Source organism: Tritonibacter multivorans, assembly GCF_001458415.1.
Classification (GTDB): Bacteria; Pseudomonadota; Alphaproteobacteria; order Rhodobacterales; family Rhodobacteraceae; genus Epibacterium; species Epibacterium multivorans.
Genome location: NZ_CYSD01000037.1, coordinates 272,545 through 298,604 on the forward strand (window position 1 = coordinate 272,545; position 26,060 = coordinate 298,604).

25 protein-coding genes are annotated in these 26,060 nt (G+C 57.9%); 11 read left to right on the forward strand and 14 right to left on the reverse strand.

From position 1 onward, the window contains the following. Positions 1 to 205 precede the first annotated feature (205 nt). The 3 genes from TRM7557_RS12345 to hslO are packed head-to-tail and all read right to left on the reverse strand — an operon-like array spanning position 206 to position 2,959. Positions 206 to 1,369 carry a CCA tRNA nucleotidyltransferase gene (locus tag TRM7557_RS12345; RefSeq protein WP_058290508.1) on the reverse strand — a complete coding sequence of 388 codons (1,164 nt, stop codon included), beginning with the start codon at positions 1,367 to 1,369 and terminating at the stop codon, positions 206 to 208. Further along, positions 1,366 to 1,977 (reverse strand): CoA pyrophosphatase, encoded by a 612-nt coding sequence (locus TRM7557_RS12350; RefSeq protein WP_058290509.1) that lies wholly within the window; start codon positions 1,975 to 1,977, stop codon positions 1,366 to 1,368. Before TRM7557_RS12350 ends, TRM7557_RS12345 begins: the two co-directional genes overlap by 4 nt. A gap of 4 nt (positions 1,978 to 1,981) precedes the next feature. Beyond that, positions 1,982 to 2,959 (reverse strand): Hsp33 family molecular chaperone HslO, encoded by a 978-nt coding sequence (gene hslO / locus TRM7557_RS12355; protein WP_058290510.1) that lies wholly within the window; start codon positions 2,957 to 2,959, stop codon positions 1,982 to 1,984. A 78-nt stretch (positions 2,960 to 3,037) separates the two neighbouring features. Between hslO and TRM7557_RS12360 the strand changes: the two genes are divergently transcribed. Beyond that, on the forward strand, positions 3,038 to 3,481 hold the full coding sequence (locus TRM7557_RS12360; protein WP_058290511.1) for an NUDIX hydrolase: 444 nt from the start codon (positions 3,038 to 3,040) through the stop codon (positions 3,479 to 3,481). A gap of 3 nt (positions 3,482 to 3,484) precedes the next feature. Here TRM7557_RS12360 and TRM7557_RS12365 read toward each other — a convergent pair whose 3' ends face one another. After that, on the reverse strand, positions 3,485 to 4,717 hold the full coding sequence (locus TRM7557_RS12365) for a PP2C family protein-serine/threonine phosphatase (protein WP_413081160.1): 1,233 nt from the start codon (positions 4,715 to 4,717) through the stop codon (positions 3,485 to 3,487). 211 nt (positions 4,718 to 4,928) lie between these two features. Here TRM7557_RS12365 and TRM7557_RS12370 point away from each other — a divergent pair, with 211 nt between their 5' ends. Next, a complete protein-coding gene (locus TRM7557_RS12370; protein ID WP_058290512.1) occupies positions 4,929 to 5,252 on the forward strand; it encodes an Hpt domain-containing protein in 324 nt (107 codons plus the stop codon). A 3-nt stretch (positions 5,253 to 5,255) separates the two neighbouring features. On the opposite strand, the gene ilvA is transcribed toward TRM7557_RS12370, so the two are convergent. Next, the gene (ilvA, locus tag TRM7557_RS12375) at positions 5,256 to 6,482 is read right to left on the reverse strand and encodes a threonine ammonia-lyase IlvA (protein ID WP_058290513.1); all 1,227 of its coding nucleotides are present in this window, start codon (positions 6,480 to 6,482) and stop codon (positions 5,256 to 5,258) included. Between the two features lie 60 nt (positions 6,483 to 6,542). Then, positions 6,543 to 7,286, reverse strand: a complete 744-nt coding sequence (locus TRM7557_RS12380) for a hypothetical protein (RefSeq protein WP_058290514.1) — start codon at positions 7,284 to 7,286, stop codon at positions 6,543 to 6,545. A 132-nt stretch (positions 7,287 to 7,418) separates the two neighbouring features. Here TRM7557_RS12380 and TRM7557_RS12385 point away from each other — a divergent pair, with 132 nt between their 5' ends. The 3 genes from TRM7557_RS12385 (at position 7,419) to msrA (ending at position 9,898) form a co-directional block, all read left to right on the forward strand. Next, positions 7,419 to 8,645 carry an argininosuccinate synthase gene (locus tag TRM7557_RS12385; RefSeq protein WP_058290515.1) on the forward strand — a complete coding sequence of 409 codons (1,227 nt, stop codon included), beginning with the start codon at positions 7,419 to 7,421 and terminating at the stop codon, positions 8,643 to 8,645. A gap of 144 nt (positions 8,646 to 8,789) precedes the next feature. Further along, positions 8,790 to 9,074: an SCP2 sterol-binding domain-containing protein gene (locus TRM7557_RS12390; RefSeq protein WP_058290516.1), complete on the forward strand. Its 285-nt coding sequence runs from the start codon at positions 8,790 to 8,792 to the stop codon at positions 9,072 to 9,074. 161 nt (positions 9,075 to 9,235) lie between these two features. After that, positions 9,236 to 9,898 (forward strand): peptide-methionine (S)-S-oxide reductase MsrA, encoded by a 663-nt coding sequence (gene msrA, locus TRM7557_RS12395; RefSeq protein WP_058290517.1) that lies wholly within the window; start codon positions 9,236 to 9,238, stop codon positions 9,896 to 9,898. 57 nt (positions 9,899 to 9,955) lie between these two features. On the opposite strand, the gene TRM7557_RS12400 is transcribed toward msrA, so the two are convergent. Together TRM7557_RS12400 and TRM7557_RS12405 are read right to left on the reverse strand one after the other, a co-directional pair. After that, the gene (locus TRM7557_RS12400; RefSeq protein ID WP_058290518.1) at positions 9,956 to 10,825 is read right to left on the reverse strand and encodes a ribokinase; all 870 of its coding nucleotides are present in this window, start codon (positions 10,823 to 10,825) and stop codon (positions 9,956 to 9,958) included. 134 nt (positions 10,826 to 10,959) lie between these two features. Beyond that, the gene (locus TRM7557_RS12405) at positions 10,960 to 13,215 is read right to left on the reverse strand and encodes an NADP-dependent malic enzyme (protein WP_058290519.1); all 2,256 of its coding nucleotides are present in this window, start codon (positions 13,213 to 13,215) and stop codon (positions 10,960 to 10,962) included. 341 nt (positions 13,216 to 13,556) lie between these two features. Here TRM7557_RS12405 and TRM7557_RS12410 point away from each other — a divergent pair, with 341 nt between their 5' ends. Then, complete coding sequence (locus TRM7557_RS12410; RefSeq protein WP_058290520.1) at positions 13,557 to 14,405, forward strand: flagellin; 849 nt, start codon at positions 13,557 to 13,559, stop codon at positions 14,403 to 14,405. Between the two features lie 99 nt (positions 14,406 to 14,504). Beyond that, positions 14,505 to 17,144 (forward strand): DNA mismatch repair protein MutS, encoded by a 2,640-nt coding sequence (gene mutS / locus TRM7557_RS12415; RefSeq protein ID WP_058290521.1) that lies wholly within the window; start codon positions 14,505 to 14,507, stop codon positions 17,142 to 17,144. 108 nt (positions 17,145 to 17,252) lie between these two features. Here mutS and TRM7557_RS12420 read toward each other — a convergent pair whose 3' ends face one another. Beyond that, positions 17,253 to 17,813 carry a nucleotide exchange factor GrpE gene (locus TRM7557_RS12420; protein ID WP_058290522.1) on the reverse strand — a complete coding sequence of 187 codons (561 nt, stop codon included), beginning with the start codon at positions 17,811 to 17,813 and terminating at the stop codon, positions 17,253 to 17,255. A gap of 9 nt (positions 17,814 to 17,822) precedes the next feature. After that, positions 17,823 to 18,887: a heat-inducible transcriptional repressor HrcA gene (gene hrcA / locus TRM7557_RS12425; RefSeq protein ID WP_058290523.1), complete on the reverse strand. Its 1,065-nt coding sequence runs from the start codon at positions 18,885 to 18,887 to the stop codon at positions 17,823 to 17,825. A gap of 142 nt (positions 18,888 to 19,029) precedes the next feature. Between hrcA and rph the strand changes: the two genes are divergently transcribed. Genes rph through TRM7557_RS12445 form a run of 4 tightly spaced genes read left to right on the forward strand, consistent with a single transcriptional unit; the run spans position 19,030 to position 21,862 of the window. Further along, complete coding sequence (gene rph, locus TRM7557_RS12430; RefSeq protein ID WP_058290524.1) at positions 19,030 to 19,743, forward strand: ribonuclease PH; 714 nt, start codon at positions 19,030 to 19,032, stop codon at positions 19,741 to 19,743. Further along, entirely contained in the window at positions 19,740 to 20,354 is a 615-nt protein-coding gene (gene rdgB, locus TRM7557_RS12435; protein WP_058290525.1) for an RdgB/HAM1 family non-canonical purine NTP pyrophosphatase, read from the forward strand. The genes rph and rdgB overlap by 4 nt, the downstream gene beginning before the upstream one ends. Beyond that, positions 20,347 to 21,504, forward strand: a complete 1,158-nt coding sequence (gene hemW, locus TRM7557_RS12440) for a radical SAM family heme chaperone HemW (RefSeq protein WP_058290526.1) — start codon at positions 20,347 to 20,349, stop codon at positions 21,502 to 21,504. The genes rdgB and hemW overlap by 8 nt, the downstream gene beginning before the upstream one ends. A gap of 4 nt (positions 21,505 to 21,508) precedes the next feature. Further along, positions 21,509 to 21,862, forward strand: a complete 354-nt coding sequence (locus TRM7557_RS12445; protein WP_058290527.1) for a YbaN family protein — start codon at positions 21,509 to 21,511, stop codon at positions 21,860 to 21,862. Here the strand turns inward: TRM7557_RS12445 and TRM7557_RS12450 are convergent. The 4 genes from TRM7557_RS12450 to mnmG are packed head-to-tail and all read right to left on the reverse strand — an operon-like array spanning position 21,852 to position 26,058. After that, positions 21,852 to 22,760 carry a ParB/RepB/Spo0J family partition protein gene (locus tag TRM7557_RS12450; RefSeq protein ID WP_058290528.1) on the reverse strand — a complete coding sequence of 303 codons (909 nt, stop codon included), beginning with the start codon at positions 22,758 to 22,760 and terminating at the stop codon, positions 21,852 to 21,854. The two genes, TRM7557_RS12445 and TRM7557_RS12450, sit on opposite strands and share 11 nt — an antisense overlap. A gap of 19 nt (positions 22,761 to 22,779) precedes the next feature. Next, the gene (locus TRM7557_RS12455; RefSeq protein ID WP_058290730.1) at positions 22,780 to 23,589 is read right to left on the reverse strand and encodes a ParA family protein; all 810 of its coding nucleotides are present in this window, start codon (positions 23,587 to 23,589) and stop codon (positions 22,780 to 22,782) included. Then, the gene (gene rsmG / locus TRM7557_RS12460) at positions 23,582 to 24,187 is read right to left on the reverse strand and encodes a 16S rRNA (guanine(527)-N(7))-methyltransferase RsmG (protein WP_058290529.1); all 606 of its coding nucleotides are present in this window, start codon (positions 24,185 to 24,187) and stop codon (positions 23,582 to 23,584) included. Before rsmG ends, TRM7557_RS12455 begins: the two co-directional genes overlap by 8 nt. Continuing rightward, the gene (gene mnmG, locus TRM7557_RS12465) at positions 24,184 to 26,058 is read right to left on the reverse strand and encodes a tRNA uridine-5-carboxymethylaminomethyl(34) synthesis enzyme MnmG (protein ID WP_058290530.1); all 1,875 of its coding nucleotides are present in this window, start codon (positions 26,056 to 26,058) and stop codon (positions 24,184 to 24,186) included. Before mnmG ends, rsmG begins: the two co-directional genes overlap by 4 nt. Between the last annotated feature and the right edge of the window lie 2 nt (positions 26,059 to 26,060).

Consider the following 26,060-nt stretch of genomic DNA (forward strand, 5'->3'; position numbering starts at 1 on the left):
TAGACTTGAGCAAATATAGGAATGCGATGCACAAAGTGACAGCGGCGGCCGAGGCCCCCATCACCAAAACGGGTGGGTCTCAGCAGTTAATGAAACCAGATCCCGTAAAACATCAGCATTCCTCCCGCTGTTCAGATTGCCGCCAGCATAGGCTTCAAAACGCAGACCTGTCACGCCCTGTCATCGTGAAGAGTTTGTGAAACCCTCACTCAGGCGGGGTATCCGGCAGCGCCAGAAGCGCCGCACGCGAAAGCTCAAAGCCCGAAGCAATCCACGCGTTTTCCAATATTCGCAGACGCTTGCCCAGTTCAGGACCGGTGTAAGCAGGCATCAGATCTTTGGCTGCCAGAGGGAAAAAGGAGGTGGCTGCACGCGCGATATCGGCTTCAAAATTCGGGGCAAGCGGCATTTCCAAGACTGCAGCGCGCAACAGAATCACATCGCGGGCAAAATCTGCGTCGTGACGATAGGCCAACTCAGCTGCACCCGCTGCGGCGCCGATGCCTTCGCGCAATTGGGCGACGCGGGTGCTCACGGATTTGGACAGCCGCAGGGTCTTTTGCAGGTCTTCACCGCCCAGCGCCGCAAGCCGTCGCGTGGCCTCTGGCCTGCGACCGCCCTCAAGATGCACCAACGGCGCAAGCGCACGGTCATCTGCGCCCGGCAAGATATGCGCCAGGACACCAATCTGGCGCATCGTGGCGACAGCAGGCGCGGGATCTGGCGCGGACAAAAGCTTCACAAGCTCTGTGCCAACACGTTCGCGCGACAACGTGTCCAGACCCTCCAGCGTCGCAGCAATGGCGGCAAGCGCATCTGGGTCAAACCCTTCGGCATGGTTTCCATACCACGCGTGAAATCGGAAATAGCGCAGCGTACGCAGGTAATCCTCGCGAATGCGGTCTTCGGCATTGCCAATAAACCGCAGCCGTCGCGCCTGCAGGTCCGGCAGACCACCGAGCGGGTCCACCACAGTTCCATCCGGGCGCGCATAGATCGCGTTCATCGTGAAATCGCGTCGGGCAGCGTCTTCGGCAATGTCATCGGCAAAGGCCACAACCGCACGGCGCCCGTCGGTTTCCACATCTTTGCGAAACGTGGTGACCTCGTGCGGGATGCCATCCACGACCAATGTCACCGTGCCGTGATCAATGCCCGTTGGAATTGCCTTGATGCCCGCCGCCTTGGCCAAGGCAATGACGGTTTCAGGGCGTGCATCGGTGGCAATATCCATGTCTGAGACAGGTTCGCCCATCAGCGCATTGCGCACGCAGCCACCGACAAATAATGCCTGCGCCCCCGCTGCGGTCAGTGCGCGGCAGACGGTTTGCGTCGCCTCATTGCGGATCCAGTCCTGTTCGATCTTCATACGCCGCCCTTTTCAGTCCCCATGGCAGCGGCAAAGCCGCGAAGCATCCGCGCCGTTGCGCCCCAGATATAGTAGGGACCATAGGGCACAACATAAAAATACCGCCGCTGCCCCCGCCAGCGACGCGACTGCACAAGGTAGTTTTCAGGCTCTAACACATGGGAAAGCGGGGTCGAGAAGACCTCGGCCACTTCGCCCGCTTCGGGCTGAACCTTAAAAGGTTCCGGGATCAGGGCCACAACCGGTTTCGCCAGAAACCCCGTGACGGTTTCATGCGCCGGAAGCGTCCCAATCACCTGCGGCAGGTCCCGAGGTAAACCGATTTCCTCCCAGGCCTCGCGCAGGGCCGCATCGGTTTCATCCGCATCCGTCGCATCGACCTTCCCGCCCGGAAAGGCAATTTGGCCGGGATGATGCTTCAGCGCCGAAGATCGTTTGGTCAGGATCACCTGCGGCTCTGCCGTATAGGTGGTGATCCCCAATAAAACGCCCGCCGGACGCAGGCGACGTCCGGCGGGCAATACTGTTTCAGGGTTCAGCTCAAAATCCGAAGTCCCATGATGGGCCCGGCCCAGCGCGAGGCTGATTTGGTCTTTCAGCCCCTGCATCACGCTAGTCCTGCTCTGCTTCAAAACCCAGCGTTGCCGGATCCATGTCGTAATGGGCACCGCAGAACTGGCAGTCTGCTGTCACGCGACCCTCGGGCGTGGTCATCTTCTCAATGTCCTTGGCCGAATAGATCGACAGGCTTTGGCGCACGCGCTCTTCGGAACAGGTGCAGCCAAATTTCACCGACTGCGCATCATAAACGCGCGGGGCTTCTTCGTGGAACAGACGATACAGCAGATCCGTGGGCGCAATGGACGGGCCGATCAGCTCCAGATCCTCAACCGTTGCCAGCAGCGTGTTCACGCGGGTCCAGTTTTCTTCTTCATCGCCGGACACAAGATCCTTGGCAGTGACAATCTCGCCTTCACCGTCTTCCTGCGCCATCAATGGCGACGCTTTGGGCATGTGCTGCAGCATAATCCCACCCGCGCGCCAATGTTCGGCCTCGCCCGGAACGGTCGAGCGGCCAAAGCTGAGCAAGAATTTGGTCGGCAGCTGTTCAGACTGGGCGAAATAGGCTTCGGCACAGGCCGACAGAGAGCCCCCCGCCAGCGGCGTGATCCCCTGATAAGGCTGTGTGCCGGTGCCCTGATCGATCAGAATGGCAAAATACCCTTCGCCAACCTGATCAAAGATCGGCGCATCGGTCAGGCGGTCCGCATCAAAGCTTGCATAAGCCCGGATACGGGCCGGGTCGCCCTCTTTCTCCGGTGCGTAGTAATCCGTCGCGATGCGGCGCACAGCCCCTTTGGACTGCACCTGAAGCGAGAGTTTCCAGCGCAGCTTCATGGTTTGGCCGATCAGCGCGGTCAGCAGGGCCATTTCCGCCACCAAGGCTTCGACCTGCGCCGGGTAGGCGTGTTGTTTCAAAATACCGTCCAGCACACCATCGAGCCGCGCAACGCGGCCGCGCATGTCTGTGGCATCGAGTTGAAAGGGCAGGACGGTATCGTCCCACGCGATTTTCTGGGCAGCTGTCATGAGGTTTCCTTATGCGCCGACTATTGGCATACCGGAGCTATATAGGCCTTTCGGCAGCTGAGTTGAAGAGGAAGCCAAATGATCCGCCGTTTCGGGGCGCCGCCGCACAAGAACCAAACTTATCGCGCCCGTCCGGGGGCTTACGCCCTGCTGCCCCACGATGGCCAATTGCTGCTGACCTGCCAGCTGCAACCGGAACCGGATTTGCAACTGCCCGGCGGCGGTATTGATCCGGGGGAATCACCCCTGCCTGCCCTGCACCGTGAGGTCTTGGAAGAAACCGGCTGGAAGATCGCCGCGCCCAAACGCCTGGGCACCTTCCGGCGCTTTGTCTTCATGCCCGAATATGACCTCTGGGCGGAAAAGATATGCCACATCTACACCGCACGCCCCGTCATGCCGCTGTGTGACCCATTGGAGCCACATCACGAAACGGTCTGGCTGCCGCTTGCAGACGCCGCAGCTGTTCTGGGAAATGCCGGAGATAGATATTTTGCCCGCGTGCTTGCGGGCCTGGCCTGACGCTTAGGGCCCTTGGAACTCAAACAGCGTGGCAGAGATATCATCTTCCAGCCCGCTGTCCTTGCCCATCACCTGAGTCAGGTTCCAGTAGAGGTCATCCAGAAATTCCTGACCGCTCTGGCCGGGTTTGCACTTTTTGACCAGTTCAATCAGGCCTTCGGAATCCAGCATGCTGCCATCTTCCAGATGCGCCTCGGTGAACCCATCCGAATAAAGCAGCAGGCGATCGCCCAGCTCCATCTGGAACTCTTCTTGGCTATAGCCAATGTCAGGCACCAGCCCCACAGGTACACCGCCCTGGCCGATGAACTCCATCGAGCCATCCTTGCGCAACAGAAGCGGGTGCGGGTGGCCGGCCTGAACCATTTTCACCAGACCAGTGCGCAGGTCGGCAATGCAGTAGGCCATGGTGAAATATTCTTCGATGCCAGTGTCGGCGATCAGACGCGCGTTCAGAAGGCTCGCCACCTCTTCCGGCGGGCGCAGCGCATAGAAGCGGTTGAATTTCTTCTCCATTCCGACGTTCTGGTCGAAATAGGTCGACGACAGATAGCCCCCCAGACGCGCGGTCATCATCGCGGATGTGATCCCGTGACCCGAGACGTCGATGGAGTAAAAGCCCAAACGGTTCACACCCGGAGAGAACATCCCCACGAGGTCACCGCCGATATGGCCACAGGGTTTCAGCAGCAGGCTGACAGACGACGACCCAAAGCTTTTTGACAGTTCAGGCACCAGGGATTCCTGGATCTTGCGCGCCTGCATCAGGTCTTTGTCGATTGCGTCATACACGCTTTGCAGCTCGTCCAGCGTTTCCGAGACAATGCGGTTCTTCTCGAACAATTCCCGCTGCATCCGCAGGATACGTTCCCCTGCAGAAATACGCGCACGCAGTTCATCAGAGCTGACGGGTTTGGTCAAAAAGTCGTCCGCACCGGCGTCCAGACCTTCGGCCACCTCGTTCTTTTCGCTCTTGGAGGTCAGAAGAATGAAATAGCTATAGCCATCACCGGAAGACTCGCGGAACGCGCGGCAGAATTCGATCCCGGTCATCCCCGGCATCATCCAGTCACTCAGGATCAGGTCCGGCAGTTCCTGCTGGCACATTTCCATCGCCTGTTCGCCGCTTTCGGCTTCGACGACTTCAAACCCCCATTTTTTCAGGGACGCCACGAGAATGCGCCGCTGCAGACGACTGTCGTCTACCACCAGAACACGACGAATAGACCCGCTCACGGGTGATACATCCTGTTCATCTGTAGGTTCGGGCAGCACCGACAATACCTCATTGGTTCGGCAAATTCTCTCTTGTCATCTATGATTATGGCGCGGACCTTAATAGCGGATGAAATGAACATTTTTCGAGAATTTTTTTCTATTCACTGTAACTTTACCAGTCTGACTATATAGAATGATGCGATACATCAAAGAAAACGGAATTGAGGCAATGATCGATTGGGCTCGCGTACGCGAATTGAAGGACGAAGTCGGAGCGGACGCTTTTGATGAGGTCGTGGAGCTGTTTCTCGAAGAAGTAGAAGAGGTTATCGTGCGCCTACAGGGCGGCGATCGCAGCCAGCTGGAACAGGATCTGCACTTTCTCAAGGGCAGCGCGCTGAACCTAGGGTTCCAGCACTTTTCAGATCTCTGCATGGACGGCGAACGCCTCTCCTCCGAAGGTCAGGCCGCCACAGTTGACGTTGCGCAAATTTTGCAGAGTTACGCCACCTCCAAAACGGTCTTCCTTTCGGAGATGGCAGAAAAAGCCTGATCCTTAAATGACGAATTGCGCCAGCGTTTCGTCATTGGTGATGTCGGTATAGGTCAGCCCCGCCTGCTCAAGCCGGGCAAACAGCGCCGGGAAATTTTCGGGGCGTTTTGTTTCCATCCCGATCAGCACCGACCCGAAATTCCGGGCAGATTTTTTCATGTATTCAAAGCGGGTGATATTGTCCTCTGGGCCCAAGTGACCCAGAAAATCCCGCAGCGCGCCCGGACGTTGCGGCAGGCGCAGGATGAAGTATTTCTGCAACCCCGCGTACCGCTGGGCCCGCTCCTTCACTTCTGGCAGACGTTCAAAATCAAAGTTCCCCCCCGACGTCAGGCAGACAATCGTCTTACCGCGAATCCAGGACCGTACCTCGCCCAGCGCTTCCAGCGCCAAAGCACCAGCGGGTTCCAGCACAATGCCTTCCACATTGAGCATTTCAACAATCGTGGCGCAAACCCGGTCTTCATCGATGGTCAGCACATCCGGCAGGGGCACATCTTTCAGGCGCGCAAAGGTCTTTGCGCCGATCTTCCCAACCGCAGCGCCGTCGACAAACGTGTCAACATGGTCCAGCGCAACCGGGGACCCGGCCGCAAGCGCCGCGCGCAGGCAGGCGCCACCGGTCGGCTCCACGTACAACGAATGCACATCTTCGCCAAAATAGCTGGCCACACCGGCAGACATGCCGCCACCACCGACAGGCAAGATCACGTGATCCGGCAAGCGTCCCAGCTGTGCCTCAATCTCTACCGCGATAGAGGCCTGGCCTTCGATCACATCATCATCGTCAAAAGGCGACAGGAAATACCCGCCCTGCTCTGCGCACCATTTTTGCGCGGCAGCCAGCGTGTCATCGAAGTAGTCGCCAATCAGGTGCACCTCGATATTGTCACCGCCGAACATGCGGGTTTTCTGGATCTTCTGCTGCGGCGTGGTCACCGGCATGAAGATCACACCCTTCTTGCCCATCTCGCGGCACATAAAGGCCATGCCCTGTGCGTGATTGCCGGCCGAGGCACAGACAAACAGATCCCGGTCCGGCTGTTTGCGCATGGCATTCAGCGCGCCGCGGATCTTGTAAGAGCGCACCGGGCTCAGATCCTCGCGCTTGAGGTAGATGTCCGCGCCGAAGCGTTCGGACAAAAGCACATTTTTCTGGAGCGGCGTGGGCGGAAACACATCGCGCATCGCCGCCTCGGCTCCTTGAGCCTGGGTTCGGAAGTCACTCATGTGTTGTACGTGCCCTAAGGCTGCCCCAGAGGCAAGGGGCAGCCGGATTTCATGCCAAGATCAGCCAGTGACCGGGCGGCCTTCGACGTAATGCCCGTAGAGGGTGGTGAGGGTGGAGACATTCAAAAGACCCAATAGAACCTGCGAACCGAAAGCGAAAATAGCTGCCAACCCGGGGGAAACTGGACCCAATGCAAATGTAGCAACTAACTGTACAAAGCCCCCGATCAGCCCAAGCAAGATTACAAGCACAACGACTATCCCCATTGCGCCTTGTGTCTTGCTCCACGCTTCTTTGAGAGTAAGCGGCTGACCAATTGCTGCAGCCGGCAGAATGAGGGACAAGCGTGTCGCCACTGGAATAAGGACAAGCCAACCGACCACTATGATTGCAAAAGCAGCAATCTGCGAAACAGCCACCCCGATCACGCCGGCTACAAAGCCGAAAATTAACATGAAGACAAATCCAACAAGGAAGAGGACTAGCATCTGGCCGACATATGCGAAAATGCGATCAGATTTTGGCAGGTTCAGCCACCCGGTCGGGTATTCCTCCAACAACACATATCGGTGCCAATTCACGACTGCCCAAACCAAGAACAGCATCGAAACCAAGAAACCAGCCCCCCCGAGGATGAAGTGCTCAGCATAGTCTTGTTCGATCATCGCCTTGGTAAGCAGGTTGAGCGAATAGCTCGCCAAAACCGCATAAATCACCAGGGGAATGACCGTCAGTTTTGCTATGTCCTGCAAATTTCGCAAAATCATCTGAACAGAATGATTGAGAATATGAAGCCCCGTCACCGCAGCTCTCCTGTATAGTCCTTAAATATTCGGCGACCATAGCAGTGCGCGGGCAGGAGAAAACCCATATTTCCTTGCGCCCCGCCGCAAAACCCGCTACGGCGCTGTTCGTTCTGATCAAGAGGAAAACCCATGTCCGCGCCCAAGAAAGTTGTGCTGGCCTACTCCGGCGGCCTTGATACATCGATCATCCTGAAATGGCTGCAGACCGAATACGGCTGCGAGGTTGTCACCTTTACTGCTGACCTCGGTCAGGGCGAAGAGCTGGAACCGGCCCGCAAAAAGGCTGAGATGCTCGGTATCAAACCGGAAAACATCTTCATCGAAGACATCCGCGAAGAGTTCGTTCGCGATTTCGTCTTCCCGATGTTCCGCGCCAATGCGGTCTATGAAGGCCTGTACCTGCTGGGCACTTCCATTGCCCGCCCGCTGATCTCCAAACGTCTTGTTGAGATCGCAGAAGCCACCGGTGCAGACGCTGTGTCTCACGGTGCAACCGGCAAAGGCAACGATCAGGTGCGGTTCGAGCTGTCCGCTTACGCCTTGAACCCCGACATCAAAGTGATCGCGCCCTGGCGCGAGTGGGACCTGTCTTCGCGCACCAAGCTGCTGGAATTTGCCGAAGCAAACCAGATCCCGATCGCCAAGGACAAACGTGGCGAGGCGCCGTTCTCTGTGGACGCGAACCTGCTGCACACCTCCTCCGAGGGTAAGGTTCTGGAAGACCCGGCCGAAATGGCACCGGATTACGTCTACCAGCGCACCGTCAACCCCGAGGACGCACCGGATACGCCCGAGTTCATCGAGATCACCTTTGAAAAAGGCGATGCAGTTGCCATCAATGGCGAAGCGATGAGCCCGGCGACCATCCTGACCCAGCTGAACGAATATGGCCGCAAGCACGGCATCGGTCGTCTGGATTTTGTTGAGAACCGTTTCGTTGGCATGAAGTCCCGTGGCATCTACGAGACCCCAGGCGGCGACATCCTGCTGGAAGCACACCGCGGTATCGAACAGATCACCCTGGATTCCGGCGCAGGCCACCTGAAAGACTCGATCATGCCGCGCTATGCAGAGCTGATCTACAACGGCTTCTGGTTCTCTCCCGAACGCGAGATGCTGCAGGCCCTGATCGACGAAAGCCAAAAGCACGTCACCGGCACCGTCCGTCTGAAGCTTTACAAAGGCTCTGCCAAGACCGTGGGCCGCTGGTCTGATCACTCGCTTTATTCCGAGGCGCATGTGACCTTTGAAGAAGACGCCGGTGCTTACGATCAGAAAGACGCTCAAGGCTTCATCCAGCTGAACGCGCTGCGTCTGAAACTGCTGGCCGCGCGCGACAAACGCGTCAAAGGCTAAGAGCCGGTTTAGAGACAAACAAAGGCCGCCCTTCGGGGTGGCCTTTTTCTTTGCCCGGACGTCACAAGCACCCTTCCCCTGCGTCAGCCTTGTCGCGGCTCAAAGGCCCTTCCTATGCAGGTCTGAAGACATTGGGAGGACACCATGGCACTTGCTGAAACCTTGCACGCGATCCGCAGCGGCCTTGAGGGGCGCAGCTTTGACGGATCATTGAAATTCGACTGCGGCGACGACGGTGTAATCGTCATTGCTGATGGCGCGGCCAGCGACGAGGACCGCGACACAGATTGCACGCTCAAGCTGTCTTCGGACAATTTGACGAAGCTGCTGGCCGGCAAGCTGAACCCGATGACCGCTGTGATGATGGGAAAGATCAAAATCAGCGGTGATATGGGTGTGGCAATGAAGCTTAGTAAACTGATCGGCTGAGGCATGATCTGAGGCCTTGCGTAAGGGCCCCAACAAAGATTTCAGCACGGTCACTTGCGCTCACTCATGCGTGACATTCGGTTTCGCCCCCTAGGCAAGCCCCCTTTGGACTGGCAAAGCTCCGGTTAGACCCCGCACAGCTTTGCCAGAAGGAGGCACACATGGGACCGCTCGACACGCTCAAGAACTTGGCACTGACCGCCCTGATCGGCGCAGCTGTCTGCGTCACCAAACCCTCTGCCGCGTATGCTACAGAATATGACACCCTGACCGTCGCCGGCGGGTGTTTTTGGTGTGTGGAGAGCGACTTTGAATCCTTGCCCGGGGTGATCAAGGCCGAATCCGGCTATACCGGCGGCACAGTTGCAAACCCGACTTACAAACAGGTCGGCAAAGGCGATACGGGCCACTATGAGGCCGTGAAAATCACCTTCGATCCGGTCAAAGTCAGCCGCAAAACGCTTCTGGAGAAATTCTTCCGCTCGATCGACCCGACAGATGTGGGCGGGCAATTCTGCGATCGCGGCGCGCCGTACCGATCCGCTGTTTTTGTCTCTACCAAACGCGATCAGGACATTGCAGAGGCGGTCAAGGCCGCCGCGCAAAAAGCCCTTGGGCAAACCATTGTCACACCAGTGCTAAAAGCGACAAAGTTCTACGCGGCCGAGGACTACCATCAGGACTACTACAAGGGTGACAATCTGGTCATCACCCGCTTTGGTCCGCTGCGTCAATCAAAGGCCTACAAGCGCTATCGCGAGGCCTGTGGGCGTGACGCGCGCGTGCAACAGCTTTGGGGCAGCGCTGCCGCCTTTACCCATTGATCTGAATGCAAAAAAGGGGCCTTTCGGCCCCTTCAAAATGTTTCACGGGAAACAATTTCAGAAACGCGCGTCCTGGACTTCCTTGAGGTCTGGAATCGCATCCGCCGCGCCATTTCGGGTGACCATCAAAGCCCCTGCCCGCGCTGCTTGTGCCATCGCCTGCGCCATCGGTAAACCACGGTCCAAACCCGACAAAACGTAGCCAGTGAATGTGTCGCCCGCGCCTGTTGTATCCACCGGTTTAACTGGCAGCGCGGGCACGTCTGACACCGTGCCATCCGCGGCAAAATGACGGGCACCTTTCGCACCAAGCGTCACAATCACATCCGCAATACCCAGCGCTTCGGGCGCTTTGCCCGTGGCTTCGGTCAATTGCTGCGCTTCAACCTCATTGAGGAACAGCAGATCCAGGTAAGGCAAAACAGCCTGCACAGCCTCGGCATCAAAAGGAGCCGCCGCATAAGCCACACGCAGCCCCAGATCACGGCCCATTTTCGCGGCTTCGGCCTGCATATTGGTTTCGTTCTGCATCACCAAAATATCACCGGAATTTGCCGCGCTTAGCGCTTGGCCCAACTGGTCTTCGGAGATGGTGCGGTTCGCGCCCGGAAACAGGATGATCGAATTTTCGCCCGCTTTGTCCACCGCAATGATCGCATGGCCCGTCGGCACATCCCCGGTTACCACATGACGGGTGTCGACCCCGTATTCGGTCAGACGATCCACCGCCCATTTGCCTTCGGGTCCAACTGCGCCGATATGGCAGCAATGGGAGCCGGCCCGCGCTGCAGCCACGGACATATTTGCCCCCTTGCCACCAAGGCCCTGGTCGAGACTGTCCGCTGCAAGGGTTTCGCCGGGCGCAGGCATATGCGGCAGGGCATAAACCATATCCGCGTTGATTGATCCAAGGTTCCAAATGGCCATTCGCGCTCTCCTAATTCTTTGCCCTCTTGTTTCCGTTAGCGCCCCCAATCGGTCAACCGGAAAATCCCAAAAGCAGCTTCAACAAAAAAGGCCCCGCGTCACCGCGAGGCCCTGGATCTGGGGTTTTATTTGGCTCAGCCGATATTTGCAGCCGCCAGAATCGCCATGTTCACCACATCATTGGCCGTGGCAGAGGTCGAGCAGATCTGGATCGGCTTGTCGACACCGGACAGGATCGGGCCAATCACGGTGGCGCCGCCCATTTCCTGCATCAGTTTAACCGAAATCGACGCAGAGTGGCGCGCGGGCACGATCAGAATGTTTGCCGGGCCAGTGAGGCGCTGGAAAGAATAGGCTTCCTGCGCCTTCGGGTTCAGAGCCACATCCACGGTCATTTCGCCTTCGTACTCAAAGTCGACACCGCGCTTGTCCAGAACGGCCGGCGCGATGTGCATCTTCTCGGCGCGCTCTGACACCGGGTAGCCAAATGTCGAAAAGCTGACAAAGGCCACGCGCGGATCCAGACCCATATGGCGGGCCACGCCTGCTGCGCGCTCGGCGATATTGGCCAGATCGTTTTCATCCGGCCATTCATGCACCAGCGTATCCCCGATCAGGACGATACGACCTTTGTGCAGAAGCGCCGTAACACCCGCCGCACCGTGGGTGGCATCGGCATCAAAGACGTGGTTGATCCGGTCCAGCACATAGGCAGACTTGCGGGTCGCCCCCGTGACCAGACCATCGCCATGGCCATGCGCCAGCATCAGTGCCGAAAACACATGGCGGTCGCGGCCAACAAGACGGTGAATGTCTTTTTGGTCGAAGCCTTTGCGCTGCAAACGCTGGTACAGGAAGTTTTTGTAGGCCTCAAAATGCTGGGTGTTGGCGGCGTTCACCACCTCTAGCTCGCGGGCGGCATCGCCCATGCCTGCTTCGTCCAAACGGCTTTTGACGTCTTCGGCGCGGCCAACGACCAGCGCTTTGCCCAGACCCGACCGCTGATAAGTGACGGCGGCGCGCAGCACGCGCGGATCATCGCCTTCGGCAAAGATCATCCGGCTTTGTGCAGACCGCGCACGGGCGTTCAGGCCGCGCAAGATCGAAGCCGTCGGATCCATGCGCCCACGTAGACCCTGTTCATAGGTTTCCATGTCGATAATCGGACGACGCGCAACGCCTGTGTCCATACCCGCCTTGGCAACCGCCGGCGGGATGCGGTGGATCAGGCGCGGGTCAAAGGGGGTCGGAATGATATAGTCACGACCAAACGACAGCGTCTTGCCATAGGCCAGCGCAACCTCATCCGGGACATCTTCTCGTGCCAGACGGGCCAGCGCATGGGCACAGGCGATTTTCATCTCGTCGTTGATCGCGCGGGCATGAATGTCCAGCGCACCACGGAACAAGTAGGGGAAGCCCAGCACGTTGTTGACCTGGTTCGGATAGTCCGAACGCCCGGTTGCAACAATCGCGTCCACGCGGACCTCATGTGCCTCTTCCGGGGTGATCTCCGGATCAGGGTTTGCCATGGCAAAAATGACCGGGTTGTCGGCCATGGATTTCACCATGTCCTGAGTCACAGCCCCTTTGACAGAGACGCCAAGGAAAACATCGGCGCCAACCATGGCGTCTTCAAGCGTCCGCAGTTCGGTTGTGACGGCATGGGCGGACTTCCACTGGTTCATGCCTTCTGTGCGGCCCTGATAAATCACGCCTTTGGTGTCGCAGACAATACAGTTCTGGTGCTGCGCGCCCATCGCCTTGAGCAGCTCAATACAGGCAATGCCCGCCGCGCCTGCGCCGTTCAGAACAATCTTAACGTCCTCGATCTTTTTGCCCGAAAGATGCAGCGCGTTCAGCAGGCCCGCGGCACAGATCACAGCCGTGCCGTGCTGGTCATCGTGGAAGACCGGGATGTCCATCTCTTCCTTGAGCTTCTGCTCGATGATGAAACATTCCGGCGCTTTGATGTCTTCGAGGTTGATGCCACCAAAGGTCGGGCCCATCAGCTTGACGGCTTTGATGAATTCATCCGGGTCTTCGGTATCCAGTTCAATATCGATGGAGTTCACATCGGCAAAACGTTTGAACAGAACAGACTTGCCTTCCATCACAGGCTTAGAGCCCAGCGCGCCGAGGTTCCCCAGACCCAGAACGGCCGTACCGTTGGAAATCACCGCCACAAGGTTACCCTTGTTTGTGTAGTCATACGCCGTTTCCGGGTTGGCAGCGATCGCCTCGCAAGGCACCGCAACACCGGGGGAATAGGCCAGCGACAGATCGCGCTGTGTGGTCATCGGGACCGTGGCCTGCACCTCCCATTTGCCGGGGTTCGGCTCTAGGTGAAAGGCCAGCGCCTCTTCATTGGTGATCTTCGCTTTGGGCATTTTGAATGCGTCCTCTCCTAATCCAGAACGTCTTTAGCCCAGAGCAACAGGCAGCTTCAATGACATGCGTCGCTGTTAACGCTAAAGGCGTCGCAACAGCCCCTGATCCGCGATTAACGTAAAATCCACCTTATTTGCCCCGCTTTAACCGCAATTGCATCGTGGCGGGCGCAAAGGAATCTTTTACCTTTGTTAATGAGCGCAGGGTCACCTGCCGCGATCCCCTTGTGACGGTATGTGGCAAGGGCGCGCCAGAAGGGCGTGTGGCCGCTCAGAACGAGACCGGCTCAAGACTTCGAATTCCAGACGAAACCTCATGTCACGATGAATGGGAAGTACCAATGTCCAGCATCAACAATAATCCCGGCGCAGCCATTGCGCTGCAAATGCTCAGTAAGAACCGCGAAGAGAAAGAAGACGTCCAAGACGATGTCTCTACCGGCAAAGAAGTAAACACCGCCAAAGACAATGCTGCTCTTTGGGCAATTTCCGAGGTGATGGAAGCCGACATCGGCGGATTTGAAGCCGCCTCGCGCACCCTGTCGATTGGCGAAGCCACCGTGGCTGTGGCCTCGGCGGGCGCAGAACAGATCACCAATGTGCTCGAGGACATGAAAGTCCTCGCAATCCAGGCCCAGTCTGGCACCGCGGACTTTGGCATGATCGAAGAACAGATGGCCGCCAAAGCAGAGCAGATCAACTCCATCGTGGGGTCGGCCCAGTTCAATGGTGTGAACCTTCTGGCGACCGATACAGATGGCAACGGCGGCACAGGTCTGACCGTCCCAACTGCACTGAACCGACAGGGCAGCGATCCTGCGACGCTCTCGACAATGACCGTTGATAGTGTCGATTTTGAGGGAGATGCCGCCTTTGATATCGGTGGTCGCACAGCGATCACAGATGCCGCCTCAGCCCGCACCGCACTGGATGAAATCAACGGTTTCCTTGATTTCGCGATCAACGGGGCTGCCAAACTCGGCTCTGATGCGGCCCAGATGCGCGAACAGAATGAATTCCTGCACAAGCTGAACGACACCACCAAGCAGGGTCTTGGTGAAATTCGTGATGCCAAGTTGGACGAGGCCGCCACCCGTCTGGCCGCGCTGGATGCCCAGCAGCAGCTCAGCATGTCCGGCCTGAACATTGCCAACGCAAACCCCGGCGCATTGGGCAAGCTGTTCGGCTAAGCCGTTTGACCGGGGCCGCCCCCTTGGCCCCGGTTTACCGCCTTTCCCTTCGTGTCCCCCCATTGTAGATATCGACCAATAAACCAAGGGGGCTCGGGCATGACTGTAACGCCAATGATGGCGCAATATCTCGACATCAAAGCACAATATCCGGATGCATTGCTGTTCTACCGGATGGGCGATTTCTACGAGATGTTCTTTGAGGACGCGGTCAATGCAGCCGAAGCCCTGGACATTGCGCTGACCAAACGTGGCAAACACGATGGCAATGACATTCCGATGTGTGGCGTCCCGGTGCATGCGGCCGAAGGGTATCTGCTGACCCTGATCCGCAAGGGCTTCCGTGTCGCGGTCGGCGAACAGCTGGAAAGCCCGGCTGAGGCCAAGAAACGCGGCTCTAAATCGGTGGTAAAACGCGATGTTGTGCGTCTGGTCACCCCCGGCACCCTGACCGAGGACAGCCTGCTTGAGGCGCGCCGCCACAACTTTCTCGTGGCTTATGCAGAACTGCGCGATCAGGCGGCCCTGGCCTGGGCAGATATCTCCACCGGCGCATTTCACGTGATGCCCCTGGCGCGGGTTCGCCTGTCGCCCGAACTTGCCCGCCTTGCCCCGTCTGAACTGATTGTGGCAGATGGCCCGGCCTATGACCTGACCCGTCCGCTCGCGGATGAATATCACATCCCTCTGACCCCTCTGGGCAAGGCCAGCTTTGACTCCACAGCCGCCGAAAAGCGGATCTGTGCCCTGTTCAATGTCGGCGCACTGGATGGGTTTGGCACCTTCACCCGCGCAGAAGTGTCGGCCATGGGGGCACTTGTCGACTATCTGGAGATCACCCAGAAAGGCAAACTGCCGCTCTTGCAGCCGCCCCTCCAAGAAGCCGAGGACCGCACCGTTCAAATCGATGCCGCCACGCGGCGCAACCTTGAAATCACCCGCTCTTTGTCCGGTGGTCGCGCTGGATCGCTGCTGGCGGTGGTTGACCGCACCGTCACCCCCGGCGGCGCGCGTTTGCTGGAACAACGTCTATCCAGCCCCTCGCGCAGTCTAGATGTGATTGCCGCACGCCTTGAGGGTCTGGATGCAATGGTTTCAGACCACACGCTGTGCAGTGCCCTGCGCGACGACCTGCGCAAAACCCCCGATCTGGACCGCGCTCTGTCGCGTCTGGCGCTGGAACGGGGCGGGCCGCGCGATCTGGCCGCAATCCGCAATGCGCTGACACAGGGGGAAGCCATCCGGACAGGGGTTGCAGGCTTCGAACTGCCACATCTTCTGACCGACGCTGTGGCAAAGCTCGGCGGATTTGACGCACTGCTGGATCTCCTCGACGCGAGCCTCATTGCAGAACCGCCCCTGATGGCGCGAGACGGCGGCTTTATTGCCGAAGGCTATGACGCAGAGCTGGACGAAGCCCGCACCCTGCGCGACGAAGGCCGATCCGTGATCGCCGGGCTGCAAAAACAATACGCAGAACAAACCGGCATCACCTCGCTCAAGATCAAGCACAACAATGTGCTGGGCTATTTTATTGAAACCACAGCGACCCATTCCGAGAAAATGCTCTCTGCGCCACTGTCGGAAACCTTTATCCATCGCCAGACCACCGCAAACCAAGTGCGTTTCACCACGGTGGAGCTGAGCGAGCTGGAAACCAAGATCCTGAACGCCGGAAATCTGGCGCTGGAGATCGAAAAGCGGCTCTATCAAAGCCTTTCTACAGCCATCCTCGACATGGCTGCGCGCCTGAACCAGGCCGCGCGTGGCTTTGCAGAGCTTGATTTGATCACTGCATTGGCCGATTTGGCCCGCGCCGAAAACTGGTCTCGCCCCCGTGTCGATACGTCCCGCACGTTTCACGTGGAAGGCGGCCGCCACCCGGTTGTGGAACAGGCCCTGCGCCAACAAGGCGGAGAGGCTTTTGTGGCCAATGACTGCGACCTCTCCGCTCAGGATGGCGCTGCGGTCTGGCTGCTGACTGGTCCGAACATGGCTGGTAAATCGACCTTCCTGCGCCAGAATGCCCTCATCGCGATTCTTGCACAAATGGGCAGCTATGTCCCAGCTGAGGTCGCACATATCGGCATGGTCAGTCAGGTGTTCAGCCGCGTGGGTGCCTCGGATGATCTGGCCCGCGGCCGGTCAACCTTCATGGTCGAAATGGTGGAAACAGCCGCGATCCTGAATCAAGCCGACAATCGCGCAATGGTGATCCTGGATGAGATCGGCCGCGGCACGGCGACCTATGATGGCCTGTCGATTGCCTGGGCCACACTTGAACACCTGCATGAAGTGAACCAATCCCGCGCCCTCTTTGCGACGCATTACCACGAACTGACCCAATTGGCCGCGAAACTTGACGGTGTGGAAAATGCCACCGTGGCCGTGAAAGAATGGGAAGGGGAAGTCATCTTCCTGCACGAGGTCCGCAAAGGCGCGGCTGACCGCTCATACGGCGTGCAAGTGGCGCAGCTTGCGGGCCTGCCGACAGCCGTTGTCGAACGTGCCCGCGATGTTCTGGACATGCTGGAACAGGGAGCCCGCGATCATGGTGCCGCTAAAATCCAGATCGATGACCTACCTCTGTTTGCCGCAAGCCCTGCCCCACAGCCCCGCGCACCGGCTGGCCCGTCACCGCTTGAATCGCTTCTCGCGGAGATCCACCCAGACGACCTGTCCCCCCGCGAGGCGCTGGACGCGCTCTATCAGCTGAAAGACGCAGCCAAGGCACAATAAAAAAACAAAGGGCGACGCTTAAAACAGCATCGCCCTTTCATCTTTTCCCAAATATCCCCGCCGGAGGCACGGGCCCAAAGGCCCGTCCCCAAACAGGACCTCTATCGCTTAGCCCGGATTGGAAGAGACCCCAACCTGCGCCGGGCGCAGCAGGCGATCATGCAGCATGAAACCGTCTGCAGAGACCTGGATAATGTCGCCGGCTTTGGTGCCGGGCACCGGTGCCTCGAACATGGCTTCGTGTTCTTTGGGATCAAATTTGTCCCCCACTTTCGGAGACACAATAATGATGCCGTGCTTGTTGAAGATATCCAGCAGCGAACGCAGTGTCAGTTCCACGCCTTCGATCAGCGCGCCGGACACTTCTTTCTGCTCGTCTGTTGCGGCCTCAACAGCGCGCTTCAGATTGTCATAGACCGGCAGCAGGTCGCGGGACAGCTTGGAGCCGCCGTATTGCTCTGCTTCGCGGCGCGCCTTGTCGCCACGCTTGCGGGCGTTCTCGGCATCGGCCAGCGCGCGCATAAAGCGGTCTTTATACTCATCGCGCTCAGCCCGCAGCGTTTCCAGCTCCAGCGCTTCACCATCAATTTCTTCCATTTCAGCCGCCAGCTCTTCGGCTTCCGCGTCTGCGATATCGTCCAGAAATTCGTCGTTTTTGGGCTCTGCCATGTTTCACCTCTAACTCCGGTCGGAGACCAGCTTCCCGACCAGCTGTGCCGTGTAGTCTACAATCGGCACGATCCTTCCGTAATTCAGGCGCGTCGGGCCGATCACGCCCACCGCACCGATGATCTTTCGATCAGCGTTCATATAAGGAGACACCACCAAAGAGGAACCCGAAAGTGAGAAAAGTTTGTTCTCTGAGCCAATAAAAATGCGCACACCGTCGCCGTCTTCGGTGAGCTGCAGGAATTCGGCAATGTCTCGCTTGCGTTCAAGGTCGTCAAACAGCTCTCTGATCTTGTCGAGTTCCTCAACAGAACCCTCTTCGGCCAGAAGATTCGACCGCCCTCGTACGATCAGTCGCGCCTGATCTGCGCCCTGATCTTCCCAGGCCGCCAAACCGCTTTCGATCAGATCCGAGGCCAGCGTATCAATCTCTTGGCGCCGTTTTTCAATCTCGCTCTGCATGGTGCGCCGCACATCGCTTAACGTGCGCCCTTCGATCAGCGCGTTCAGGAAATTCGCAGCCTCACGCATGGAACTTGGCGTCTGCCCCGGCGGAGGTGTGAACAGACGGTTCTCCACGTGACCGTCCGAGAACACAAGAACAACCAACGCCCGATCCGCAGCCAGGCTGACAAATTCAATATGGCGAATCTCGGCCTCGTGTTTGGGTGTCAGGACCAGCGATGCGCCTTGTGTCACGCCAGACAACGCCGCGCCAACGCGGTTCAGCACACGTTCCACGTCCCCCGAATTTTCCCCCAATGTTGCATCAATCCGGTCGCGGTCCGTGGCACTGGGATCGCCCATCTGCAACAAGCCATCCACGAACAGCCGAAGGCCGGCCTGCGTTGGAATGCGACCGGCACTGACATGGGGGCTATCGAGCAGACCAAGGTATTCCAGATCCTGCATGACATTGCGCACAGTGGCCGCCGAAACCTTTTCGCTCAGGGATCGTGTCAGCGTGCGGCTCCCGACGGGCCCGCCTGTATCCAGATAATTTTCGACAACCACGCGGAACACTTCCCGCGAACGGTCGTTCATCTCCTCCAGAATGGATTTGGGGTCTGTCATGGATCTCTCGCTTTGGCCCGAAGACACCATAGGGTTAGCAGCTTTCGATGTCACTAAAGCGCATCTGCGCAAATGGTCAATCGCCCTTGCGTCGCGCCCCTTGCGGGCGGTATCCCGGGGCCAAGCTACAAAGGATATTCCCATGCGACCCTCTGGACGTGCCCTGAACGAAATGCGGCCTGTGTCGATCGAGACCGGCTTTACCAAACACGCAGAAGGCTCTTGCCTGATCAAGATGGGGGACACCCATGTTCTGTGTACCGCAACCATCGATGAACGCGTTCCCCCGTTTATCAAAGGATCGGGTCTGGGTTGGGTGACGGCGGAATACGGCATGCTGCCCCGCGCCACCAACACGCGCATGCGTCGCGAAGCTGCCTCTGGCAAACAAGGTGGCCGCACCGTGGAAATCCAGCGTCTCATCGGTCGGGCCCTGCGCGCAGGCGTGGACCGCGTTGCGCTCGGCGAACGTCAGATCACTGTCGACTGTGACGTGCTGCAAGCCGACGGCGGCACCCGTTGTGCATCGATCACCGGTGGCTGGGTGGCCCTGCGTCTGGCCGTGAACAAGCTGATGAAAGCGGGCGTCGTGAAGATGGATCCGCTGGTAGACCCTGTGTCTGCGATTTCCTGCGGTATCTACGCAGGCCAGCCGGTGCTGGATCTGGACTATCCCGAAGACTCTGAAGCCGGCGTTGACGGCAACTTCATCATGACCGGCTCTGGCAAGCTGATCGAAATCCAGATGTCTGCCGAAGGCTCTGTCTTCTCGCGCGAGCAGATGAACGAACTGATGGATCTGGCCGCCAAAGGCACATCCGAACTGGCCGAAATCCAAAAGGCAGCCTGCGCATGACCCGCAAATTCGAAGGCGACACTCTGCTGGTCGCGACCCACAACAAGGGCAAGCTGGGCGAGATCACAGAGATCCTCGCCCCCTTTGGTGTCAAAGTCATCGGCGCCGGCGAGATGGATCTGCCGGAACCGGAAGAGACCGAAGACACCTTTGTCGGCAATGCCCGTATCAAGGCCCATGCGGCAGCTAAGGCCACCGGCCTGCCGGCCCTGTCTGATGACAGCGGTATCACCATCGACGCGCTGGATGGTGCGCCCGGCGTATACACCGCTGACTGGGCCGAAACCGGCAACGGTCGTGACTTCATGCAGGCCATGACCCGCGCCAATGATGAGATCACCGCCAAAGGCCCCGACGCCCCACGTACAGCCCAATTCCGCTGCACGCTGGTCATCGCTTGGCCCGATGGCCATGATGAGGTGTTCGAAGGCGTCATGCCCGGTTCCCTCATCTGGCCCATTCGTGGCGAAGGCGGTTTTGGCTATGACCCGATGTTCATGCCCGAGGGCCTGGATGTGACCTGCGCACAGATGCCCAAAGACGAGAAGAACAAAATCTCGCATCGCGGTCGCGCCGTCGCGCAGTTTGTGGCAGGCTGCTTCGGTGCTTGAGGACTGGCGCAACGGGGGGTTTGGCCTCTACGTCCACTGGCCGTTCTGTCAGGCCAAATGCCCCTACTGCGACTTTAACAGCCATGTGGTTTCCCGGATCGATCAAAAGGACTGGGTGACCGCTTACAAAGCAGAGCTCGCCCGCGTGGCAGAGCTTGCGCCAGGCCGGGTGTTGAACGCCATCTTCTTTGGTGGTGGCACCCCGTCCTTGATGCATCCAGACACTGTTGCAGCGGTTATTGAGTCTGCGCAAGATATCTGGACCTTTGCCAATGACATTGAGATCACCCTGGAAGCCAACCCAGGATCTGTCGAGGCCGGCCGGTTCGCAGGATACCGGGATGGCGGGGTCAACCGTATCTCTATGGGCTTTCAGGCGCTCAATGACGACGACCTGCGCCGACTGGGCCGCATCCACACCGTGGCCGAAGGCAAAGCCGCCTTTGACATCGCCCGCAATTGCTTTGACCGCGTCAGTTTTGACCTGATCTATGCCCGTCAGGGACAGTCCCTGGACCACTGGCAGGCAGAGCTGCGCGAGGCGTTATCAATGGCGATTGACCACCTGTCGCTTTATCAGCTGACGATCGAGGAAGGCACCGCCTTTGGTGATCGCTATGCCCGCGGCAAACTGCGCGACCTTCCCACCGATGACACCGCCGCCGATATGTATCTGGCCACGCAGGAGATCTGCACCGACTTCGGCATGCCCGGTTACGAAATTTCCAACCACGCACGTCCCGGCGCCGAGAGCCGCCACAATCAGATCTACTGGCGCTATGGAGACTATATTGGCATCGGCCCCGGAGCGCACGGGCGGATCACATCCAATGGCACCCGCTATGCCACCGAAGCCATTCGCGCCCCTGGCGCATGGATGCAAGCTGTCAAGGACGGCTCAGGAGAGTTGCCCACCACGGCCCTCACCCGCGAAGACGAGATTGCCGAATATCTGATGATGGGCATGCGTCTGTACGAAGGTCTCGATCTGCGGCGCTATGAAATGCTCGCCGGCGCGGAAATGGATGCAGACAAAATCGCGCACCTCCAATCCATCGGCATGATTGCGCTGGACGGCCCCTACATGCGCGCTACAAATGAGGGACGCGCGGTTCTGAATGCGGTGTTGCGCGAACTTTTGACGGATTGATTTAATGCGATACCTCTTTGCCAGCTTTGGACTGATTTCAATCGGGCTGGCCTTGATAGGTGTCATCCTTCCCCTCGTGCCAACTGTGCCATTCCTGCTGCTGGCTGCCTTCTTTTTTGCGCGCTCTTCCACGCGGCTGCACCATTGGCTGATGTCGCACCAGACCTTTGGACCGATGATCGAAGACTGGCAGGACCACGGCGCCATTCGCCCAAGCGCAAAAAAGGCGGCCACCCTGTCGGTCGCCGCCGTTTTCGCGATCTCTCTTGCCCTGCAATTGCCTGTCCACGTCTTGGGAATTCAGGCCGTCACGCTGGGCTGTGTCATGATCTTCATCTGGACCCGCCCTAACGGCTGAGCAGATTGCACAGTTCGTCCAGCTGGTCGAGGTTGTCATAGCTGATCGTAATCGAACCAGCCTCTCCCCCAGGCTTGTGATCGATCGACACCTTCATCCGCAGCATGGCAGACAGATCGCCTTCCAACGCGCGCGTATCAGCATCTTTGTCGCCAGCTGGTTTTGCCTTTTTCGGGGCCGCATTGGTGTTCACGCCGGCCGCGTCTTTCTTCACCAATGCTTCCGTTGCACGAACAGAAAGACCACCTTTGACGATCTTCTTTGCCAGATCAGACGCGTTGTCGGACGTGATCAGCGCGCGTGCATGACCGGCAGAGAGCTTGCGCTCCATCACCAGATCCTGCACGTCATCCGGCAGGTGCAGCAAACGCACGAGATTGGCGATGTGACTGCGGCTTTTGCCAAGCGCCTCGGCCATCTTTTCCTGCGTGTGGCCGAATTTGTCCATGAGCTGCTTATAGCTCTGCGCTTCTTCCAAAGCATTCAGGTCAGAACGCTGAATGTTTTCGATGATGGCAACTTCCATCATCTCCAGATCGGAGTAGTCGCGGATCAGGACCGGAACTTCGTGCAAACGCGCAGCTTGCGCGGCACGCCAACGGCGTTCACCGGCAACGATCTCGTAGACGCCCTCTTTGTTGGGGCGGACGATCAGCGGCTGAAGAACGCCCTTTTCTTTGATGGAAGCCGTCAGGTCATCCAGATCTTCTTGCAGAAACTGGCGACGGGGCTGATCCGGGTTGGCCCGGACTTTTTCTATTGGTACTAGCACTTCTGCATTTCGCGGAGCGGTTCCTGCGGCAGGTTCAGATGTGCTGACGGGATCCGCCGTCACATCCGCCATCAGGGCCGAAAGGCCACGCCCCAATCCTCTTGGCTTGTTTTTCTTGTCTGCCATTTCTTGACCTTTGACTTTCTTAAGCTGCGACCTTTTCGTGGTTCGCAATTACCTCGGCGGCGAGCTGGCGGTATGCCTTAGCACCAAGTGACATCGGATCATAGCTCAGAACCGGCATTGCATAAGACGGCGCTTCGCTGACACGTACATTACGTGGAATTTTGGTCCGGAACACCAATTCACCTAGGTTATCACGTGCATCCTGTTCGACTTGAAGCGACAGGTTATTGCGGCGATCATACATGGTCAGAACCACGCCTTCGATCCGCAAATGTGGATTGGCCGCCTGGCGTACTTCGCGCACCGACAGCATCAGCTGCGACAGGCCTTCGAGCGCAAAGAACTCGCTCTGAAGCGGGATCAGAACGGAATCGGCCGCAACCATTGCATTCACAGTCAGAAGGTTCAGCGAAGGCGGACAATCAATCAGGATGTAATCCCAGTCGTATTCTTCCATCCCCCGCTGGCGCAAAGCGGTATGCAGTAGGAAGCTGCGGCGTTCATTGGCAATCAGCTCAATATCCGCGGAACTCAGATCCACTGTGGCCGGCACAATGCACAGATCTTCAGTATCCGTTGTGTGAATGACCTGTTGCAACGTCGACTGCTGGGTCAGTAGCTCATATGTCGTATGTTCACGCTGGTCGAGATCAATACCTAGGCCGGTGGAGGCGTTGCCTTGCGGATCCAGATCGACAATCAAAACCCGCATACCTTCTTCGACCAAAGCGGCTGCAAGATTAATGGTTGTTGTTGTCTTTCCTACCCCACCTTTTTGGTTAGCGATCGCAATAATACGAGGTCCTTCCGGACGGGACATGTCAGACACGCTCAACTCCCTTCATCTTGAGAATAACAGCCTGGGGCTCAGTAAGACTTGTAATCGCTTCCCACTCAAACCGCCATTGCTGCAATGCGTTATCCACTTCTTTTTTCCAATTTCCGCCCTTCGGGAAGATGCAGACGCCATCCTTTTTAAGATGCCGCTCGGAAAATTCGCACAGTTGCGAAAGATCCGCCAACGCCCTGGCAGACAGGATGTCTGCGGACTGCGCAGCGGCGGCTTCAATGCGTTCTGAAATCACATTGATTTTGACACCGCATTCACGTGCTGCGGTCCGCAAAAAGGCCGATTTTCGTTGGTCGCTTTCGATAAGCGTCACACTTAGGTCCGGTGCCTTATCCGCCGCGCAGATCGCAACAATCACGCCAGGCAAACCACCGCCGCTGCCTATATCAACCCAGTGACCTTTGGGGTCGGTAATGGCCTCGAAAACTTGAATCGAATCCAAGATATGTCGCGTCCAAAGATCCGGAATGGTGGATTTGGAAACCAGATTGATCCGCGGGTTCCACTTCTGCAATGTTGCGTCGAAGGTTTTCAGGCGCTCCATTGTTTCACGTGAAACATTCAACGCCGCGGTCATGCGGTTTTTCCCTTTTGCAAAGAACCCCGCTTGACGCGGCCAAGGATGAGCGCAAGCGCTGCCGGCGTCATGCCCTCAATCCGCGCAGCTTGTGCAAGGTTGGCAGGCTTAATGCGATTCAGCTTTTGCTGAAGCTCGTTGGACAAACCGTCTATGGCGTAATCAAAATCACTCGGAATGACATGCGCTTCGTCTTTGCGCATTGCCTCCACTTCTTTCCGCTGACGCTCAATGTAATTTGCATAAAGCGCATCCCGTTCCAGCTGTGACGTAATCTCCTGCGACAGGTCACTAAGTTCCGGGAACAAAGGCGCAATGGATGCAAAGTCGACATCAGGGAAGGCCAGAACCTCAATGCCATCACGACGGTTGCCATCTTGGTTCACCGCAATGCCGGTTTCCAAAATCTGCTTTGGCGTGAAGTGACGCGACTTCATAAGCGACACCGCCTTATTGAGGTGACCGATCTTATCCTCGAAATGCTCTCGCCGTTCATCCCCGACACAACCCAACTCCATCGCAAGCGGCGTCAAACGCTGATCCGCATTGTCCGCCCGCAGCGACAAGCGGAACTCCGCACGTGACGTGAACATTCGATAAGGTTCCGAGACACCATGGGTGGTGAGGTCGTCGATCATCACCCCAATATAGGAGGTCGCCCTGCTGAACAGCAGCGGATCCCTTCCCTGACAGGACAAGGCAGCATTAAACCCGGCGACCATGCCTTGGGCAGCTGCCTCCTCATATCCTGTTGTGCCATTGATCTGACCAGCGAGGTACAGGCCCTTCACATCACGAAGTTCCAGCGTCTGCGACAAAGCGCGGGGATCGACATAGTCGTATTCAATCGCATAGCCGGGCTGAAGAATGACGGCCTCTTCCAGACCAAAGATAGACCGGACGTAAGCGACCTGCACATCTTCCGGCAAACTGGTGGAAATACCGTTTGGATAGACGGTGTCATCCGTCACCCCTTCCGGCTCGAGGAAGATCTGATGAGACAGCTTATCGGCGAAACGCACAATCTTGTCTTCAATAGAGGGACAGTAACGGGGACCGACACCTTCGATGTGCCCACCGTACATCGCAGACCGATCCAAATTCGCACGGATGATATCGTGCGTTTTCTCATTTGTATGGGTGATCCCACAGGCAATTTGCTGGGCAAACGTGCCTTTGGTCAAAAACGAGAAGAACGTCGGATCTTCGTCTCCGGGTTGTTCATCCAGATCTGCCCAACGAATGGTTTTGCCATCAAGACGAGGTGGTGTTCCTGTTTTCAGACGGCCAAGCGGCAAATCAAAGCTCGCCAGACGTTCCGCCAGTTTGATCGACGGACGATCTCCGATCCGCCCTCCTGGCCGGGACACATCACCGATGTGAATAATGCCGTTCAGGAAGGTCCCAGATGTCAGAATGACCGCGCCGGCATTGATTTCTCGCCCATCCGCCAATACCACGCCGGCGACATGTTTTTCCTCGGAAAACGAAAAATCTGTGACCTCTCCTTCGACAATGTCGAGGTTCGGTTGCGCTTTGGTCGCTTTCAACATCTCAGTGCGATAGATTGCACGATCTGCTTGTGCCCGGGGCCCTTGGACCGCCGGCCCCTTGCGTCGGTTCAGCAGACGAAACTGAATGCCAGCGAGGTCCGCAACGCGCCCCATAACCCCGTCCATGGCGTCAATCTCGCGCACGAGGTGCCCCTTGCCGAGCCCCCCGATAGCAGGATTACATGACATCACACCGATGCCGTCTTCATGAAGGGTTACCAAGGCGGTCGACGCCCCCATACGGGCCGCAGCGTGCGCCGCTTCCGAGCCGGCATGCCCGCCGCCGACAACCACTACGTCATAGGCCGAATGTTTCACGT